18 protein-coding genes are annotated in these 17,929 nt (G+C 65.4%); 9 read left to right on the forward strand and 9 right to left on the reverse strand.

The genetic code is table 11. The features are described 5' to 3' along the window. Positions 1–84: 84 nt before the first annotated feature. The gene (locus AAHH99_RS18340) at positions 85–801 is read right to left on the reverse strand and encodes a TetR/AcrR family transcriptional regulator (protein WP_082680964.1); all 717 of its coding nucleotides are present in this window, start codon (positions 799–801) and stop codon (positions 85–87) included. Positions 802–923: 122 nt separating this feature from the next. Between AAHH99_RS18340 and AAHH99_RS18345 the strand changes: the two genes are divergently transcribed. Together AAHH99_RS18345 and AAHH99_RS18350 are read left to right on the forward strand one after the other, a co-directional pair. Continuing rightward, a complete protein-coding gene (locus AAHH99_RS18345; protein ID WP_418769990.1) occupies positions 924–2,099 on the forward strand; it encodes an acyl-CoA dehydrogenase family protein in 1,176 nt (391 codons plus the stop codon). A gap of 12 nt (positions 2,100–2,111) precedes the next feature. After that, complete coding sequence (locus tag AAHH99_RS18350; protein WP_064346535.1) at positions 2,112–2,894, forward strand: enoyl-CoA hydratase; 783 nt, start codon at positions 2,112–2,114, stop codon at positions 2,892–2,894. A gap of 68 nt (positions 2,895–2,962) precedes the next feature. Here AAHH99_RS18350 and AAHH99_RS18355 read toward each other — a convergent pair whose 3' ends face one another. The 8 genes from AAHH99_RS18355 to AAHH99_RS18390 all read right to left on the reverse strand — a co-directional run bounded on the left by AAHH99_RS18355 (position 2,963) and on the right by AAHH99_RS18390 (position 9,819). Continuing rightward, positions 2,963–3,850 (reverse strand): type IV toxin-antitoxin system AbiEi family antitoxin domain-containing protein, encoded by an 888-nt coding sequence (locus tag AAHH99_RS18355; RefSeq protein WP_067386532.1) that lies wholly within the window; start codon positions 3,848–3,850, stop codon positions 2,963–2,965. Positions 3,851–4,029: 179 nt separating this feature from the next. After that, complete coding sequence (locus AAHH99_RS18360; protein ID WP_064346555.1) at positions 4,030–4,797, reverse strand: acyl-CoA dehydrogenase family protein; 768 nt, start codon at positions 4,795–4,797, stop codon at positions 4,030–4,032. A 36-nt stretch (positions 4,798–4,833) separates the two neighbouring features. Then, positions 4,834–5,973 carry an acyl-CoA dehydrogenase family protein gene (locus AAHH99_RS18365; protein ID WP_418769991.1) on the reverse strand — a complete coding sequence of 380 codons (1,140 nt, stop codon included), beginning with the start codon at positions 5,971–5,973 and terminating at the stop codon, positions 4,834–4,836. Next, a complete protein-coding gene (locus tag AAHH99_RS18370; RefSeq protein WP_064346538.1) occupies positions 5,970–6,398 on the reverse strand; it encodes a nuclear transport factor 2 family protein in 429 nt (142 codons plus the stop codon). Before AAHH99_RS18370 ends, AAHH99_RS18365 begins: the two co-directional genes overlap by 4 nt. Further along, entirely contained in the window at positions 6,385–7,608 is a 1,224-nt protein-coding gene (locus AAHH99_RS18375; RefSeq protein ID WP_064412957.1) for a metal-dependent hydrolase family protein, read from the reverse strand. Before AAHH99_RS18375 ends, AAHH99_RS18370 begins: the two co-directional genes overlap by 14 nt. Positions 7,609–7,610: 2 nt before the next feature. Beyond that, positions 7,611–7,940: a hypothetical protein gene (locus AAHH99_RS18380; RefSeq protein WP_067386538.1), complete on the reverse strand. Its 330-nt coding sequence runs from the start codon at positions 7,938–7,940 to the stop codon at positions 7,611–7,613. Continuing rightward, positions 7,933–9,273, reverse strand: coding sequence for an aromatic ring-hydroxylating oxygenase subunit alpha (locus tag AAHH99_RS18385; RefSeq protein WP_418769992.1), 1,341 nt, complete (start codon positions 9,271–9,273; stop codon positions 7,933–7,935). Before AAHH99_RS18385 ends, AAHH99_RS18380 begins: the two co-directional genes overlap by 8 nt. A 6-nt stretch (positions 9,274–9,279) precedes the next feature. After that, positions 9,280–9,819 carry a carboxymuconolactone decarboxylase family protein gene (locus AAHH99_RS18390; protein ID WP_418770267.1) on the reverse strand — a complete coding sequence of 180 codons (540 nt, stop codon included), beginning with the start codon at positions 9,817–9,819 and terminating at the stop codon, positions 9,280–9,282. Positions 9,820–10,080: 261 nt separating this feature from the next. Here AAHH99_RS18390 and AAHH99_RS18395 point away from each other — a divergent pair, with 261 nt between their 5' ends. The 7 genes from AAHH99_RS18395 (at position 10,081) to AAHH99_RS18425 (ending at position 17,925) form a co-directional block, all read left to right on the forward strand. Beyond that, complete coding sequence (locus AAHH99_RS18395) at positions 10,081–11,376, forward strand: amidohydrolase family protein (RefSeq protein WP_418769993.1); 1,296 nt, start codon at positions 10,081–10,083, stop codon at positions 11,374–11,376. Between the two features lie 139 nt (positions 11,377–11,515). Beyond that, a complete protein-coding gene (locus AAHH99_RS18400) occupies positions 11,516–12,682 on the forward strand; it encodes an acyl-CoA dehydrogenase family protein (RefSeq protein ID WP_064350243.1) in 1,167 nt (388 codons plus the stop codon). Positions 12,683–12,701: 19 nt separating this feature from the next. After that, a complete protein-coding gene (locus AAHH99_RS18405) occupies positions 12,702–13,460 on the forward strand; it encodes an SDR family NAD(P)-dependent oxidoreductase (RefSeq protein ID WP_064414599.1) in 759 nt (252 codons plus the stop codon). Continuing rightward, positions 13,457–14,677 (forward strand): CaiB/BaiF CoA transferase family protein, encoded by a 1,221-nt coding sequence (locus AAHH99_RS18410; protein ID WP_418769994.1) that lies wholly within the window; start codon positions 13,457–13,459, stop codon positions 14,675–14,677. Before AAHH99_RS18405 ends, AAHH99_RS18410 begins: the two co-directional genes overlap by 4 nt. 8 nt (positions 14,678–14,685) lie before the next feature. Continuing rightward, positions 14,686–15,480, forward strand: coding sequence for an enoyl-CoA hydratase/isomerase family protein (locus AAHH99_RS18415; RefSeq protein WP_082680970.1), 795 nt, complete (start codon positions 14,686–14,688; stop codon positions 15,478–15,480). Beyond that, complete coding sequence (locus AAHH99_RS18420) at positions 15,473–16,618, forward strand: thiolase family protein (RefSeq protein ID WP_418769995.1); 1,146 nt, start codon at positions 15,473–15,475, stop codon at positions 16,616–16,618. Before AAHH99_RS18415 ends, AAHH99_RS18420 begins: the two co-directional genes overlap by 8 nt. Before the next feature lie 146 nt (positions 16,619–16,764). Next, the gene (locus AAHH99_RS18425; RefSeq protein ID WP_418769996.1) at positions 16,765–17,925 is read left to right on the forward strand and encodes an acyl-CoA dehydrogenase family protein; all 1,161 of its coding nucleotides are present in this window, start codon (positions 16,765–16,767) and stop codon (positions 17,923–17,925) included. Positions 17,926–17,929: the final 4 nt, after the last annotated feature.

Genomic DNA, 17,929 nt, shown 5'->3' on the forward strand with positions numbered 1-17,929 from the left:
CAGAGCGTGTCGGGCGCCCGCGGGCAAAGCGCTGGGAGCCGAGAACGCGATTCTCGCGCCGGACGTGAGAACGAAGTTCTCCGCCTATTGGGCGGCAAAACCGTGCGAGACGAAGTCCCAGACCTCGTCGGCGGTGATCGGGTGCGTTGTGCCGTCCTCGGCACCGTTGGACTGGGCCACGAACATGACGGTCTGCATCGTCATGGCCGCCATCCGCTTCGGGTTGATGCCCTCCCGCAACTGGCCCGCCTCGCCGGCCTCTTCCATCAGTTCCGTCAGCAGTGCGAGCAGTGGTGCGTGCGCGACCTTGACCTCGGCGGGGTGCGAGAGCAGCAGCCGAGGCGCGAAGTCGGTGAACAGCGGGCGCTTGGCGGTGGGGTCCGGACGCGAGGATTCGAAGAGCAACTGCACGGCGACCTTGAGTCGCTCGATCGGCTCGTCCTCGGTGGTGGTGGCGGCGCGGATCTGGTCGGCCGACCGGCTCAGTGCATCCTCGAAAAGCGCCAGCAGCAGCTCATGCTTACCGTCGAACTGCAGGTAGAAGCTGCGTAGCGACTGCCGCGAGCGGTCGACGACCTCTTGGACGGTGAAGTCGGTGCTGCCTTTTTCGATGATGATCGCCTGAGCGGCGTCCAGGAAGCGCTGCACGCGTTGCGCGGCCCGGAGCTTCGCCGTTTTGATCGACCGTTCGACCGCACGCTGCTTCCAGGCGGGCTCTTCGCTGGGGCTTGTCACCGGTGGCTCAGACGCCGGCCGGGTGGGGAGAACATGAACTGACTGTACCGGAGAACGTCTCGCCATTGCGGTCCTCGACCCCCTCGCGGCCAACGTGTCAGAGATTGTAACTTTCTCACGATGAGAATAGTATTCTCATTTTGGAGATAACAATAGTCCTACCAAAGATTTGATCCGGCGGGAGTCCCGTGCAGCTCACCTTCGATGCTGATGTCGAGGCGTTCCGCGCCGAATTCAACGCCTTCCTCGACGAACATCTTCCCTCCGATGACGTGGCGCTCGAGCGCTCGCGCTCCAGCAGCGACGTGCCGGGCTGGGCTCGAGACTGGCAGCGGCTGATGTTCGACCACGGCTGGCTGCTGCCCGGCTATCCGCCGGAATTTGGCGGGCGCAACGCGACGATCCTGCAGCAGTACGTCCATCAGCAGGAACTGGCACGTTGGCGCGTGTATTTGACCTACAACCCGCAGGGCGTGGGCATCATCTCCGCGTCGTTGATCTCGTTCGGGACGCCCGAACAACAGCGCCGTTGGGCGATCCCGATCCTGCGCGCCGAGATCACCGCGTCGCTCGGGATGAGCGAGCCGGGCGCCGGCTCGGATCTCGCGTCGCTGCGGACGGCCGCGGTGCAGGACGGGGACCACTTCGTCGTCAATGGGCAGAAGGTGTGGACCTCGGGGGCGCACGACGCCGACGTCCTGCTGACTTTCGTTCGTACCGATCCGAAGGCGCCCAAGCACAAGGGCATCAGTGTGCTGATGATCCCGACGGACCTGCCGGGCGTGGTGCGGCGCCCGTTCGCGTCGCTGTGTGACGCCGACGACCTCGATTTCAACGAGGTCTTCTTCAACGACGTGCGGGTGCCCGCGGAGAATTTGATCGGACCGCTGAACGAGGGTTGGCGGGTCGCCAACGGTTCGCTCGGGCATGAGCGAAACATGTTGTGGCTCAGCTATGCGGACCGCCTGCAGGAGCTGGTCGAGGATTTCCGTCCCACCTCCGCACTCGATCGCGACCGGTACGCCGGGCTGGTGATGGACAACCAGGCGCTGCGCCTGCTCGGTTCGGTGGCACTCGCGCGTGCCGCCCGCGGCGATGAGGATGTGCCCGCTCTGTCGGTGCTCAAACTCCTCGGCTCGGAGGCGTCGCAGTCGGCGGCCGAGTACGCGGTGGGCGCGGCGGGCGTCGACGCGTTGGCCCATCCGACGTTCTCGGGCCCCTACAGCGCACAGCATCTCGAGTTGTACCGGTGCGGCTGGTTCGAGCGCTACGTTCGCACGTTCGGCGGCACGATTGCCGGCGGCACCTCAGAGATCCAACGCAACATCATCGCCCAGCGCCTGCTGGGACTGCCTCGAAACTAGAAGGACCGCACCATGTACATCGAATACGAGGTCGCCGACCGCATCGCGACCATCACGTTGAACCGGCCCGAGGCCGCCAACGCCCAGAACCCGGAACTGCTCGACGAACTCGACGGGGCGTGGACCCGCGCGGCAGAGGATCCCGAGGTGTCGGTGATCGTGTTGCGCGCCAACGGGAAGCACTTCTCGGCCGGGCACGACCTGCGCGGCGGGGGGCCGGTACCGGACAAGATCACGCTGGAATTCATCATCCAGCATGAAGCGAAGCGCTATCTGGAGTACACGCTGCGCTGGCGCAATGTGCCCAAGCCCTCGATCGCCGCGGTGCAGGGGCGCTGCATCTCCGGTGGGCTGCTGTTGTGCTGGCCGTGCGATCTGATCATCGCGGCCGACGACGCCCAGTTCTCCGACCCGGTGGTGCTGATGGGCATCGGCGGCGTCGAATACCACGGCCACACATGGGAACTCGGGCCGCGCAAGGCCAAGGAGATCCTGTTCACCGGCCGCGCGATGACGGCCGAGGAGGTCGCTGCCACCGGCATGGTGAACAAAGTGGTGCCGCGCGATCAGCTCGACTCGGAAACCAGGGCGATGGCCGAACAGATCGCGAAGATGTCACCGTTTGCGCTGCGCCAGGCCAAACGTGCGGTGAACCAGACGCTCGACGTGCAGGGGTTCTACGCCGCCATCCAGTCGGTGTTCGACATCCACCAGACCGGCCACGGCAACGCGCTCAGCGTCGGCGGATGGCCGGTGCTGGTGAACCTCGACGAGATGAAGGCCAGCATCCAGTAATTCCTTGTTGGCGCGAGCGTGCGTGTCTGCGCGCGACACACAGCCAGATTTCGACACTTTGCGCGCGCTCACGCGGCGCGAGCGTGACGGAGCTGTCGGTCGATCCTGCCTACGAAGTCCGCCGCCCGGTGCCGCACGTCGTCTGAGACGATCGCGATGACGGTCCAGCCGACGTCCTGCAGGGCGAGTTGGCGTCGGCGGTCATTGCGCAGCACGTCGGGATCGGTGTGCCAATCGATGCCGTCGTACTCGACCGCGACATGACAATCCGGCCATGCGAAGTCGAGACGTCGCAGTTGTCCGTTGCCGTCGACGACCTCGTACTGCAGTTCGGGCATCGGCAATCCACCGTCGATCATTGCCAGCCGCGCTTCACTTTCCATCGGGGATTCGGCGCGTCCGTCGGCGAGAGGAAGTAGGTCGCGCACCGCGACAATGCCGCGCCGGCCGGCCTGTCGAATTGCCGCGCGCCACAACTCAGCCCGGGTGCATGTGCCGGAGCGGAGCGCGGCATCGAGCGTTGCGAGTGCGCGGGGCCGTCGCAAAGCGCGGGCCACTTCGATCGCGGTCCATGCCGGTGACGTCGCGATCCGGTCGGCGGTGTGGACCAGCGGTGCGCCTTTCCGGCGGTGCACGACAAGACCGTCGGCCGGGCGCAGCTGGTGGCCGGGGGGATTGAGAACGTGAAGTGCGGGAGGCCCTTCGGTGTCAAAGCCGAACAGGGCCGCGGCGGTCGACAGGCACACCGGTACCGTCGTGCCACACGACAGGTCCAGTCCGCGCAGCCGTAGCTCGTCCGTTGGCTCTCCGAGACAGTAGATCCCGTGCCAGATTCGCTCGAGATACTTGGCTTTCAGCACTGATTCGAATGTGTATCTCGGAATGATCGCCAGGATCTGGGCGCTGGTCGCCACGCCACCTTGCTCGTCGAACAACTGCCTCAGGGCGGTATCCATGGCGGCAATCCTCGCGCCGACGCGTCAACAGCTCGGACGCAAAGAACACCGTCTGTGGATGAAACCGCCTTTGTGCACAGTCGGTGGCGCCGAACGCGCGCAAAGTGTTGATATTCCGCGGCGTGTCGTGTGCAAACACGCACGCTCGCGCCAAAAGGAGGGGGAGCTCGCGGAATGAACTAGAGGTGGGCGAGGCGGGGGACCGAGCCTCTTGCCCGCAGGCCGGCTCCGGCTCTTTTGGTGAGTTCGCGTGAGCTGCCGAGCAATCCGTCCAGCACCAGGGCCCGTTTGATGTGCCGGTGCAGATCATGTTCGGCGGTGAAGCCGATGCCGCCGAGCACCTGCTGGCAGTGCTTGGCCGCAGTCATCGCCGCCTTGCCCGCGGCCGCCTTGGCCAGCATCGCCGTGAGGTCCGCGCTTTCCGTACCGGGCAGACCCAGCGTCGCCTCGGCGCCTTCGATCGCCACGAGCGTCTCGGCCAACCGGTGCCGGATGGCCTGGAACGACGCGATCGGCTTACCGAACTGGACGCGGTCCAACGCGTGCTGACGGGCCAGTGCGAGCATTCCGCGTGCTGATCCGACCAGCCACCAGCCCACCGCGCGACGCGCCTCGCCCATTCGCATCAACTCGCCGTCGGGCACCCGACGCAACGGCAGGTCACCCAGCGTCGGCTCGGTGTTGGCCGTGCGCTCCCAGACCACCCAGCTGCCGCCGGTGTAGGGCATCGGCGGTGTACCACCGGGCAGGCCGCCGATGGTCTCCAGCAGCACATCGTTGAGAACCGAAGCGTGCGAACCGGTTTCGCCCAGCAGGCGGAACACCAGCGGAATCGCCTGGTCGGGCGCGTCCGCCAGCATCTCGGCCCAGCCCAGCTCCGCCAGCGCAGCGTCCAGCTCGGCTCCCGAGGCGGACAGCATCGTCTTGCGCAGGGTGTCTTCGAGCATCGCCAGTGATTCGGCGTCCAAACCGGATTCCACTCCTCACTCCTTACCGAGATCGAGCAGGCGACGGGCGATGATGTTGCGTTGCACCTCGGCAGTGCCGCCGTAGATGCTCGCGGCCCGCGAATACAGGTACTCGGTCCGCCATACGTTGTCGTCGAGTTCGATGCGCCCCGGCAGCAGGTCGCGCACGGTGTCGTAGAGCCGCTGCTCGGCGCCCGCCAGCAACACCTTGTCGATCGAGGTGTCCGCACCCAGTTTCTGTCCCTCGCCCAGCCGGTGCTGGGTCGCGCGCGAACGGCAGCGCAACGTGTGCAGCGCCAGGTATACCTCGCCGAGATCCGAATCTGAGGCCGTGCCAAGCCCTTTGACTTCGTTGACGAGGTCGTCGAACCGCGAATACAGGTAGGCGATGCGCTGCCAGAAGCAGGTGGAACGCTCGTAGGGGAGCAGGTCCATCGCCAGTTTCCAACCGTCTCCGGGGTTGCCCAGCATGCGATCCGCGGGCACCACGACGTCGTCGAAGTACACCTCGCAGAACTCATCGACGTCGTGCATGGTGCGTAGCGGCCGCACCGAGACACCCGGGGAGTCGAGGTCGACGAAGAATGCGGTGATCGCCTCGTGGTTGGGCGTATTCGCGTCACCGGTGCGGGTGAGCAGGATGCAGCGGGTGGCGTACTGGGCGAAGCTGGTCCACACCTTCTGGCCGTTGACCACCCAGTTGTCGCCCTGTGGCACAGCGCGGGTGGTCAACGACGCCAGGTCGCTGCCCGAACCGGGTTCGGAAAAACCCTGACACCACGACTCTTCACCCGAGAGCAGCCGCGGCACCATCTCCGCGGCCAGTTCCGGCCGGGCGTAGTCGATCATGGTCGGCGTGAGCACGTCGAGCATCGAATACGGGCCCGGATGGTCGAGACCGCGTCCCACAACCTCCTCGCCGACGATGGCGCGCAGGATATCGGGTCCGCCGAGCCCGCCGGCCGACTCCGGCCAGCCGTAGCGCATCCAGTCGGCGTCGTACAGCGCCTTGAGCACCCGCAGGTGCTGGGCTTGATGCGCGTCGAGCGAATGGTCGTCGGTGAGCGGGGTCAGTTCGCCGGAATCGAATCTGGCGTCCAGCCATTCCCGCAGCCTGGCGCGGAATGTGGCGGGCTCGAAGAGGTCATCACTCATCCAGCTTCGGGCCTTCCGATCGCGTGTGGGCGGCCGGAGTCGTGGTCGCCGCTGCGCCGAATGAACGTCATGGCACGGGTTTTCAGCCGCCAGCCGTCGTCGGTGCGGACGTAAGTGTCGTTGTAGTAGCCGATGCGCATGTCGTGTTTGGAGTGTTCGATGAAGCACAGTGGCTGTGTCCCCGACGCCTTGTCGGGGTCGTCCGGATCCAGATGCACAAGTGACGTGCCGGTCATGAACAGACCCTTGGGCGCGGCCTCGACGAGTTCGGGGAAGCGGTTCAGCGTGTACGTGGAGCCGAACGCGCTGTACGTCCCGTCCGGGGTGAACACCGAAGTCAGCCCCTCGATATCGCCCTGGGTGATGGTGACGGCGTACTTGGCCAGCAGCTGCTGGATCTCGACGAGGTCGTCAGTTCGAGTCATGTCGGAAGACCTTACCGCCCTTCATTACAAAACTGACATCGCGTGTAACACTGATATCGGCGAGGGGATCCCCGGGCACCGCGACGATGTCCGCGAGGTACCCCTCGGCGATGCGGCCCAGGTCGCTTCTGTCGATCAGATCGGCGGCGACGACGGTGGCCGCGCGCAACACGGCCGCGGGTGGCATACCCCAATCCACCAACGTGACGAGCTCGTCGGCGTTCTTGCCGTGGGGGATCGCCGGGGCATCGGTGCCGACGGCGATCTTCACGCCTGCCTCGTAAGCGGCCTTGATGGATGTGCGCGCCTTCGGAAACATCTCGGCGGCCTTGTCCTGCAGGGCTTTCGGAGCACGGGACACATCCATGGCCTCGGCGAGGCGGCGCGTGGTCACGAGCCACCGGTCGTTGTCGACGAGCATCTGGATGGCTTCGTCGTCCATCAGGAAGCCGTGCTCGATGCAGTCGATACCGCACGCGACGGCGTGCTTGACCGCCTCGGCTCCGTGGGTGTGCGCGGCCACCTTCAAGCCACGCCGGTGCGCCTCGTCGACGATGGCCCGCAGTTCCTCATCCGAATAGTGTTGCGCGCCAGCCTCTCCGGTCAACGACATCACACCGCCGGACACGCAGACCTTGATGAGCTGCGCGCCGTGCTTGATCTGGTAGCGCACCGCCTTGCGGATCTCGTCGACGCCGTTGGCGATGCCCTCCTCGATGGTCAGCTCCAGTGCGCCGGGCATGAATGCGGCGAACATCGTCGGGTCGAGGTGGCCGCCGGTCGGGGTGATCGCGTGACCGGCCGGGATCACCCGCGGACCGTCGATCCAGCCCGCGTCGATCGCCTTGCCCAACGCGACGTCGAGCAGGTACCCGCCGGTCTTGACGAACAACCCGAGGTTGCGAACCGTGGTGAAACCGGCCCGCAATGTGCGCCGGGCATTGCCGACGGCCCGCAGCACCCGCGTCGCGGGATCGTCTTGGACCTGGGATAGGCCGGGGTTCTCGCCCCGGCCACCCATTAGGAGGTTGACCTCCATGTCCATCAGGCCGGGCAGCAGGATGGCGTCACCGAGATCGATGACCTCACCCTCGCCGTCGGCCGCACCGCCGAGGCCGACGATGCGGTCGCCGTCGATCCGAACGATGCCCGGCCGGACGATCTGTCCGGCGTCGACGTCGAGCAGACCCGCCGCTTTGAGGGTCAGCACTCCTAAACCACCGGCTCCTTGATGAGCTTGATATATGCGGCGCCGCTGTCGAGTACGCGGGGCTGCTTCCACACCTCAACGGGGAAGCTCACCATGACGATCGACTGACCGAGGTGCACCAGCGCCTTGGCATCGTCCGGCATCCCCTTGAGCGGGAAGCGGGCGTCGACGTAGACCATGATGTCCTCGAGCCTAGCCATGCCCGCGTCGTACAGTTCCTGCATCTCTTCCATCGTGGAGTTCAGCCGCTTCTGGTAACGCTCCTCCTCGGTGGGCAGGCACCAGTCGCTGAACCGCTCGAGGTCCGCGAACTCCTCAGGCAGCTTAGACATTTGCTCCCTCCTTATCGGTCTTGGCGTGAGCTGCGCCGTTCGCCCCGGCGCCATTTCCGCTCGCCAGCGACTCCTTGTACCGATCGACGTACTTGTGGGCGGTGTGGTGCAGGTGTCGCAGCAGGATTTCCTGGTCGCACAACGGGAAGTCGAGAACGGCACGGGTGCCGATCTGCGTCTGCGTGGCTTCGAGTGTGTTGGCGTCCTGGAACGCGTACTCCTTGAACGTCACCGCGGCTAATTCTTGAGAGAGCCGCTCGCGCAGGTTCTTTGGTGGTACGAAGTACAGGTCCGCCTCGAAGATGTGGGTGTCCACACCAGTCGGCCAGTAGTTGTACGTCAGATACCAACCCGGCACCCAGAAGAGCAGCGTGAAGTTCGGGAAGAACTCGAATGAGTCTTGGCCCCACGTCGCATGACGGCCGGGATTGATCGCCGGTGGTAGTTCGTCGGGCAGGATGCCCTTGATGTCGGGGCGATCCCACGGCCCGAACAGGCCGCTGTGCAGAATGCGCTCGATGGGTTTGACCATCTTCAGGTCCTTCGGCGGGCTCATGCCACCCCAGGACGAGATCATCGAATGATCACCCTTGATGTCGTAGTGCAGCGCCTCGAAGCCGAATTTGGCCAGCTTCTCGGCCTCCTCCTTCTCCGCCTGCTTCATGTGCAGGATCGGCGCGTGGTAGAACTCGACGAACGCGTCGATGAACAGCTTCCAGTTCGACTTGATCTCTGCGCGGTAGCTGTAGTGCTCGGTCATCTCATGGAAGGGATAACCCTTCAGTCCCTGCCCGAACTCGCCCAGATACTCCTCGAGCGAGACCGCGTCGTCGTCGAAGTTGACGAAGATGAAGCCCTCCCATACCTCGCAGCGCACCGGCTTGAGTGGGTAGTCGGCCTTATCGATATCGAAGAACTCTTGCTCCTGCTGAATGAACGTCAGGTCGCCCTTGAGGTTGTAGCGCCAGGCGTGGTACTTGCAGACGAACTGACGGCAGGTGCCCGAGACTTCTTCGCCGGGATAGTCGTTCCACACCAGCTTGTTGCCGCGATGGCGGCACAGGTTATAGAAGGCGCGGATCTCATCGCCATCGTTTACGATGACGATCGATGTGCCCGGGCCGACCGACGGCAGCTCACGGGTGATGTAACTGCCCTTCTTGGGAATCAGCTCGATCCGGCCCATCTGCAGCCAAGTCTTGCGGAAGATGGCCTGCTGCTCCAGCTTCCAGTGCTCGGGATCGATCGAGTCCTCGTAGTTGACCGGAGCGGTACCGAGTTCAGGCCAGTGCTCGGTCCAGCTGCCCTCGGCTGGTTTGGGGAAAAACGCCACGGTTATCTACCTCTCTGCGAGATTTTCGGTGTCTGGTTCTACGCCGAAAGTGTTGATGGCCATGGCGAGTGCGCCATAGCAGCCGATGGTGAAGACGAGGTCCATCAGTTGACGTTCCTCGAGGTGTTCGGACAATGCGGCCCACGTTGCGTCGGAGATGGTGGCGTGGGCTTGGAGGTCGTCGACCGCATGCAGTACGGCCCGGTCGAGTTCATCTGATGCCTCGCCGCGCTGGAGGGCGTCGATGACGTCGTCCGTCAGGCCTTCGTCGCGGCCCATCTCGACGTGGTGCCGCCACTCGTATTCGCAATTGGTCAGATGTGCGACGCGCAGCACCGCCAACTCCCGCAACCGCGGCGGCAGCGTCGACCCGTAGAGCAGGTGGAAGTTGAACCGCAGGAAGGCGCGGGTCAGTTTCGGATGGCGGACCATCGTCGCCAGCAGGTTGCCCGCCAGCTCGGGATTGCGCCGTTCGGGAGACATGCTGGACAGGGCCTCGTAGACGGCTTCGTCCCACTCCTGCGCGGGTAGCGGCGGCACGCGCAAGGCGCCTCCTTCCGGTGTGCTCTCGGTGATGAGAATCAGGTTCTCATATTTCGCCAATAGATTTCCACCTTTCTCGCCGATGGTCAACGGCGGAGGCCGTCCCGCGGTGGTCAATCGGGTGCCGCACGGAACCCAATCGCCCTGACAGGAGGGCATAGGGTGGCTTTCGGACATTGATTCTCGTACGGTGAGAAGATAGTTTCCTCACATTGAGGACAGTCCTGATAGCTAGCCTCGGGGGACGCGACGAAAGGAACGGGCATGAACAAGGACGAGATGATCTTGATCAGCGTTGATGATCACATCGTCGAACCGCCCGATATGTTCAAGAATCATCTGCCCAAGAAGTACATCGATGAGGCGCCGCGGTTGGTGCACAACCCGGACGGGTCGGACACCTGGCAGTTCCGCGACACGGTGATTCCGAATGTGGCGCTCAATGCGGTGGCGGGGCGCCCGAAGGAGGAGTACGGGCTGGAGCCGCAGGGTCTGGATGAGATCCGGCCTGGCTGTTGGCAGGTTGATGAGCGGGTCAAGGACATGAACGCCGGCGGCATCCTGGGTTCGATGTGTTTTCCGTCGTTTCCCGGTTTTGCGGGTCGGTTGTTTGCCACTGAGGATCAGGAGTTCTCGCTGGCATTGGTGAAGGCCTACAACGACTGGCACGTCGAGGAGTGGTGTGGGGCCTATCCGGCGCGGTTCATCCCGATGACGCTGCCGGTGATCTGGGATCCGGTCGAGTGCGCCAAGGAGATCCGGCGCAACGCTGAGCGCGGCGTGCATTCGTTGACGTTCACCGAGAATCCGGCGGCCATGGGGTATCCGAGCTTTCATGATTTCGAGCATTGGAAGCCGATGTGGGATGCGCTGGTGGACACCGAGACCGTGCTCAACGTGCACATCGGTTCCTCGGGCCGGTTGGCGATCACCGCCCCGGATGCGCCGATGGATGTGATGATCACCTTGCAGCCGATGAACATCGTGCAAGCCGCGGCCGACCTGTTGTGGTCGCGCCCGATCAAGGAATACCCGACGCTGAAGATCGCGCTGTCTGAAGGCGGTACGGGGTGGATTCCGTACTTTTTGGAGCGGGTGGATCGCACCTTTGAGATGCATTCGACGTGGACGGGTCAGGACTTCGGCGGCAAGCTGCCCAGTGAGGTGTTCCGTGAGCACTTCTTGACCTGTTTCATCGCCGATCCGGTGGGGGTGGCCACCCGCAATGCGATCGGCATCGACAACATCTGCTGGGAGGCCGATTACCCGCACAGCGACTCGATGTGGCCCGGGGCTCCCGAGCAGCTCGACGAGGTACTCACCGCCAACAATGTGCCCGACGACGAGATCAACAAGATGACCTTCGAGAACGCGATGCGCTGGTATCACTGGGACCCGTTCACCCACATGACGCGCGAACAGGCCACCGTGGGTGCCCTGCGCAAGGCCGCCGAAGGCCACGACGTCTCCATCCAAGCCCTGTCGAAGAAGGAAAAGACCGGCGCGTCGTTCGCGGACTTCGCGGCCAGCGCCAAGCAGGTGAGTGGCAACACGGACTGAGAGGTCTGCAAGTATCGGGAGGTCCGGCCACGGGGTCGGAAGCAGCGTCTTCGAGTGCGCCGGTGCGGAAGCTGCGTTCACGCGCCGGCGCACTGTTCTGCGGAACGATGACAAGAGGAGAACCACCGTGCCTGGCGGGATGAGTTTCGAGCTGACCGAGGACCAGGAGCTGATCCGCAAGTCCGTTCGTGAGTTGGCGAGCAAGTTCGACGACCACTACTGGATGGAAAAGGATCTCGCACACGAGTTCCCGCGGGAGTTCTACGACGCGATCGCCAAGGGCGGCTGGCTCGGCATGACCATCCCCGAAGAGTACGGCGGGCACGGTCTGGGTATCACCGAGGCCACGCTGTTGCTCGAAGAGGTGTCGCGCTCCGGGGCCGCGATGAACGGTGCCAGCGCCATTCACCTGTCGATCTTCGGGATGCAGCCCGTCGTCAAGCACGGCTCCGACGAGCTCAAGGCCGAGACGCTGCCGCGCATCGTCAACGGTGATCTGCACGTCTGCTTCGGCGTCACCGAACCCGGTGCGGGGCTGGACACCTCGCGCATCACCACCTTCGCCAAGCGGGAAGGCGACAAGTACCGGATCAACGGCCGCAAGGTCTGGATCTCCAAAGCGCTGGAGTCCGAGAAGATCCTGCTGCTGACCAGGACTGTGCCTTTTGACGAGGTCACCAAGAAGACCGACGGGATGACGCTGTTCCTGACCGACCTCGATCCCGACCACGTCGACATCCGGCCGATCAAGAAGATGGGACGCAACGCGGTCAGCTCCAACGAGGTGTTCATCGACGACCTGATGGTGCCCGTCGAGCACCGCGTCGGCGAAGAAGGCAAGGGCTTCAAGTACATCCTGGACGGCCTCAACCCCGAGCGGATGCTGATCGCGGCCGAGGCGCTGGGCATCGGCCGGGTGGCGTTGGAGAAGGCCGTGAAGTACGGCAACGAGCGGCATGTGTTCAACCGGCCGATCGGCATGAACCAGGGCCTGCAGTTCCCGCTGGCCGACTCGCTGGCCCGCCTCGACGCGGCCGAGTTGGTGTTACGCAAGGCCACCTGGCTCTATGACAACGGCAAACCGTGTGGGCGCGAAGCCAATACGGCCAAATACCTGTGCGCCGACGCCGGCTTCGGCGCCGCCGACCGGGCCCTGCAATTGCACGGAGGCATGGGCTATTCCGAGGAGTATCACGTCTCCCGCTACTTCCGCGAGTCGCGGCTGATGAAGATCGCGCCCGTGAGCCAGGAGATGATCCTCAACTTCCTCGGCGAGCATGTCCTCGGACTGCCGCGCAGCTACTGACGGAGGAGCACGACTACCGATGGTGAACTATTTCGACCTGTCCGGCCGTTCTGCGCTGGTGACCGGCGCCGCGGGCGGCATCGGCTCGGCCGTCGCACAGGCGCTCGCCGACGCGGGCGCCGCGGTCCTCGTCACCGACCTGGACAAGGACGCCGCAGCCGCTGTCGCCGAACGGATTTCAGCCGGCGGCGGCCGTGCGGAGTCCGCCGCGCTGGACGTCTCCGACCGGGACTCCGCCGACGCGGCGGCCGCGCAGGCGGCGGCGCTGACCGACGGCGCCCTACACATCCTGATCAACAACGCGGGCGTCACCAAGCCCGCGATGTTCGAGAAGACGACGCAGGAGTCGTTCCGGCTGTTGTTCGACATCCACGTGATGGGCGCGTTCAACGTCACCCAGGCCGCGCTGCCGCACATCCCGACCGACGGCACCGGCCGTATCGTCAACGTCACCTCGGCGGCCGGGCTGACCGGCACGCTGGGCCAGGTCAACTACTCGGCGGCCAAGGCGGGCATCATCGGGTTCACCAAATCCCTTGCGCGCGAACTGGCGACCAAGAAGATCATGGTCAACGCGCTGGCGCCGCTGGCCGCGACGCCGATGACCGAGACGATCCGCACCAATGAGAAGTTCTCGGCGAACATGATGAACCGGATCCCGATGAAGCGGTGGGCGGACCCGGAGGAGGTCGCGGGCGCGTTCGTGTTCATGGCGTCCGATGCCGCGTCCTACATCACCGGACAGGTGCTGCCGGTCGACGGCGGAATGGTCATGTGAGCGCCCCAGCGCCACTGAGCGGCGTCACGGTCGTCGCGATGGAGCAGGCCGTGGCCGCGCCGATGTGCACCCGGGTGCTCGCCGACTTCGGGGCCCGCGTGATCAAGGTGGAGAACCCCAACGGCGGCGATTTCGCCCGCGACTACGACGACGTCGTTAACGGGCCCGGTGGTTTGGCCGCGCACTTCGTCTGGGCCAACCGCGGCAAGGAGTCGGTGACGCTGAACACCAAAGCGCCCGAGGGTATCGACCTTCTGCACCGCCTGTTGGACCGGGCGGACGCGTTCGTGTCGAACCTCGCGCCGGGTGCCACCGCGCGGATGGGCTTGGCTCCCAGTGACCTCGCGACGCGTCATCCCAACGTGATTCCGGTCGAGATCGACGGTTACGGCCCCGGCGGTCCGATCTCCCACAAGCGTGCCTACGACCTTCTCGTGCAGGCGGAGTCGGGATCGTGCGCGGTCACGGGCTACCCGGGGATGCCGGCCAAACCGGGACCCGCGATGGCCGATTTCTCGACGGGCCTGTACGCGGCGATCTCCATCCTGGCGCTTCTGGTCGGACGAGGCAGGGGCAATGCCGGGGCCGCGAGCCAGTCGGTTGCGCTGAGCCTGTTCGACGTGATGACCGACGTGATGGGTTATCAGTTGACATACACCCAGCATTCGGGCATCGACCAGGAACCGCTCGGCGTCGGCTCACCCGCCGTCGCGCCGTACGGGGCGTTTCCGACGCGCGACGGTCAGACGGTGGCGCTCGGCACGACCAACGACCGGGAGTGGCAGCGGGTGGCCCGCGAGATCATCGACCGCCCCGACCTCGCCGAGGATCCCCGCTTCGCCACCAACCCTGACCGCTGCGCCCACCGCGAGATCTTGGAGGAAGCCATCGGATCGTGGTGTGCCCAGCGTGATCTCGCCGAGATCCAGAAGATCGCCGACGACGCCGGGATCGGCAACTCGCGGTACAACCTGCCCAGCGAGGTCGTCGCACACCCCCACCTCACCGCTCGGGACCGGTGGCGCACTGTCGCCACCCCCAAGGGTGACATCCGCGCGCTGCGCCCCCCGCCGGTGATCACCGGCTTCGAGCAACCGATGGGAGCGGTACCCGGTTTGGGCCAGCACACCGATGCCGTGCTGGGTGAATTAGGGCTGACGGCAGAGGATCTCGCGCGGCTACGTGCCGACGGAGTGATCGGGCCCGCGTACCAGTGAGCGATGACATGCTGCTGAGTTCCGACAGCGACGGGGTGCGGACCCTGACGCTGAACCGGCCGGACCGCAAGAACGCGATCAACGCGCAGTTGTGGGGGGACCTGGCCGATGCCCTGCGGGCGGCCGCCCGCGACACCGAACTTCGCGCATTGGTGATCACCGGCGCGGGTGGGGCGTTCTGCTCGGGCGCCGACATCGGCACACCCGAGGACATCCACCCGCGACACAAGTTACGGCGGCTCACCGATGTCGCGCTCGCACTGCACGAACTGTCCGTACCCACCATCGCCAAGGTGACCGGGGTTGCGGTCGGGGCCGGCTGGAACCTGGCGCTCGGTTGTGACTTCGTGGTGGCGACGCCGGATGCCCGGTTCTGCCAGATCTTTTCGAAGCGCGGCCTGTCGGTCGACCTCGGCGGTTCGTGGCTGCTGCCCAAACTGGTGGGTCTGCAACAGGCCAAGCGGCTGGTGTTGCTGGCCGACATGATCGACGCCGCGGAGGCCCACTCGCTGGGCCTGGTCACCTGGGTGAGGCCCGCCGACGAGATCGACGGCTTCGTCGCCGATCTGGCGGCCCGGCTCGCAGCGGGCCCACCGGTCGCCTTGGCGCAGAGCAAGGCGCTGCTCAACGACGGGGCCAACGCGACACTGCGTGAGGCGCTGGCCAATGAGGCCCGCGCACAGCCGGGCAACTTCGCCACCGCGGATTCGGCGGAGGCCTATGCCGCGTTCGCCGCCAAACGCGAGGCCGTATTTACTGGTCGATGGGCGATCGGGCCCGGATCGGAGAAGAACAATGCGTGAAACCGTGATCGTGGAGGCGGTGCGCACGCCGGTCGGCAAGCGCAACGGCGGGCTGTCGGAGATGCATGCCGCCGACCTGTCGGCGATCGTGCTCACCGCACTCGTCGAGCGTGCGGGCATCGATCCCGAGATCGTCGACGACGTGGTGTGGGGCTGTGTGTCTCAGGTCGGCGACCAGTCGAGCAACATCGGCCGCTACGCGGCTCTTGCCGCGGGCTGGCCGGAGACGATCCCCGGCACCACGGTCAACCGCGCCTGCGGGTCGAGCCAGCAGGCGCTGGATTTCGCGGTCCACGCGGTGATGTCGGGTCAGCAGGACGTCGTCGTCGCCGGCGGGGTCGAGGTGATGAGCCGGGTGCCGCTCGGTTCGGCGCGGGCCACCGGAATGCCCTACGGGCCCAAGGTCCTCGAACGCTACGGCGATTTCTCGTTCAACCAGGGCATCTCGGCGGAGTTGATCGCCCAGAAGTGGGGCTTCTCCCGAACCCGGCTCGACGAGTACTCGGTGCGCTCACACGAGCTGGCCGCTGCCGCGCAGGACAACGGCGCGTTCGAATCGCAGATCATGCCGGTCTTCACCGACGGTGAACCAGTCGTGGCTGACGAAGGGGTGCGACGGGGGAGCACGGTGGAGAAGCTCGCGGGGCTCAAGCCGGCCTTCAAGGACGACGGCGTCATCCATGCGGGGAATTCGTCACAGATCTCCGATGGTGCCGCGGCGCTGCTGGTGATGGCGGCCGACAACGCTGTGGCGCTCAGACTGAGCCCAATTGCCCGCTACCGTGCGGGCGCGGTCACCGGTGCCGACCCGGTTCTGATGCTGACCGGTCCGATCCCGGCGACCGAGAAGGTCCTGCACAAGGCCGGAGTGACCCTCGACGAGGTCGGTGTGTTCGAGGTGAACGAGGCGTTCGCGCCGGTGCCGCTGGCATGGCTGGCCGAGACCGGCGCCGACGAAGCCAAGCTCAACCCGCTCGGCGGGGCGATCGCCCTGGGGCATCCACTCGGGGCGTCGGGTGCGGTGCTCATGACGCGCATGCTCAACCACATGCGCGACAACGGGATTCGGTTCGGTTTGCAGACCATGTGTGAGGGCGGCGGAACCGCCAACGCGACGTTGGTAGAACTCATCGCCTAGCGATGGGGGCAGAACTCATCGCCTAGCGATGGGGGCAGAACTCATCGCCTAGCGATGGGGGCAGAACTCATCGCCTAGCGATGGGGGCAGAACTCATCGCCTAGCGCTGCTGACGCAGTAAGCACTGATTCCACGGGAGGACCCGCGTGCAGAGAACCATGTTCACCGAAGACCATGAGGCGTTCCGCGAACTCGCCCGTGACTTCGTCGAAAAGGAAGTGGTCCCGCACTATCCCGAGTGGGAGAAGGGCGGCCGCATGCCTCGCGAGGTGTTCAAGCAGATGGGGTCGCTGGGCATGCTCGGGATGGCCATTCCCGAGGAGTACGGCGGAGGTGGCACCCCCGACTATCGCTACAACGTCGTGCTGCAGGAGGAGGCGGCACGCGCACTGGTCACGCTGTCGACCGTGCGCACCCAGCTCGAGGTGATCCTCCCGTACTTCCTGCACTACGCGAACGAAGAGCAACGCAAGCGGTGGTTTCCCGGCCTTGCCGCCGGGGAGCTGCTGACCGCCGTCGCGATGACCGAACCGGGCACCGGATCCGACCTTGCCGGTGTGCGCACCACCGCGGTCCGCGATGTTGATTCGGAAGGCCCCCACTGGATCCTCAACGGCGCCAAGACGTTCATCACCGGCGGTATGCAGGCCGACCTCGTAATCGTCGTCGCGCGGACCTCGACCGACCCGGACAACCGGCGCAAGGGGCTCACGCTGTTCGTCGTCGAGGACGGGATGCCCGGGTTCACCCGGGGCCGTGAGTTGGAGAAGATGGGCTGCAAGGTGCAGGACACCGCCGAACTCTCATTCGTCGACGTCCGCGTACCCGCGACCAACATGCTGGGCGAAGAAGGCGAGGCGTTCAGCTACCTGGGCCACAATCTGCCTCAGGAGCGGCTCACCGTCGCCGTCGGATCGGTCGCGCAGGCACGCTCGGCGATCGCCGCCGCCATCGATTACACCAAGAGCCGCAAGGCGTTCGGCACACCGGTGGCGTCGTTCCAGAACACGAAGTTCGAGTTGGCGGCCTGCTCGGCGGAGGTGGAGGCCGCACAGGCGATGCTGGATCGCGCTGTGGCCCTGCATGTCGACGGCGAGTTGTCCGGCGCGGATGCGGCCCGCGTGAAACTGTTCTGCACCGAGATGCAGCAGCGGGTGGTGGACCGCTGCCTGCAGTTGTTCGGCGGCTACGGCTACATGATGGAGTATCCGATCGCTCGGCTGTACACCGACGCCCGGGTGGCCCGCATCTACGCGGGCACCAGCGAGGTGATGAAGGTGATCATCGCCAAGTCGCTGGGCCTGTAAACCA

Origin of the sequence: Mycobacterium neumannii (assembly GCF_048452905.1) — a bacterium.
Classification (GTDB): Bacteria; Actinomycetota; Actinomycetes; order Mycobacteriales; family Mycobacteriaceae; genus Mycobacterium; species Mycobacterium neumannii_B.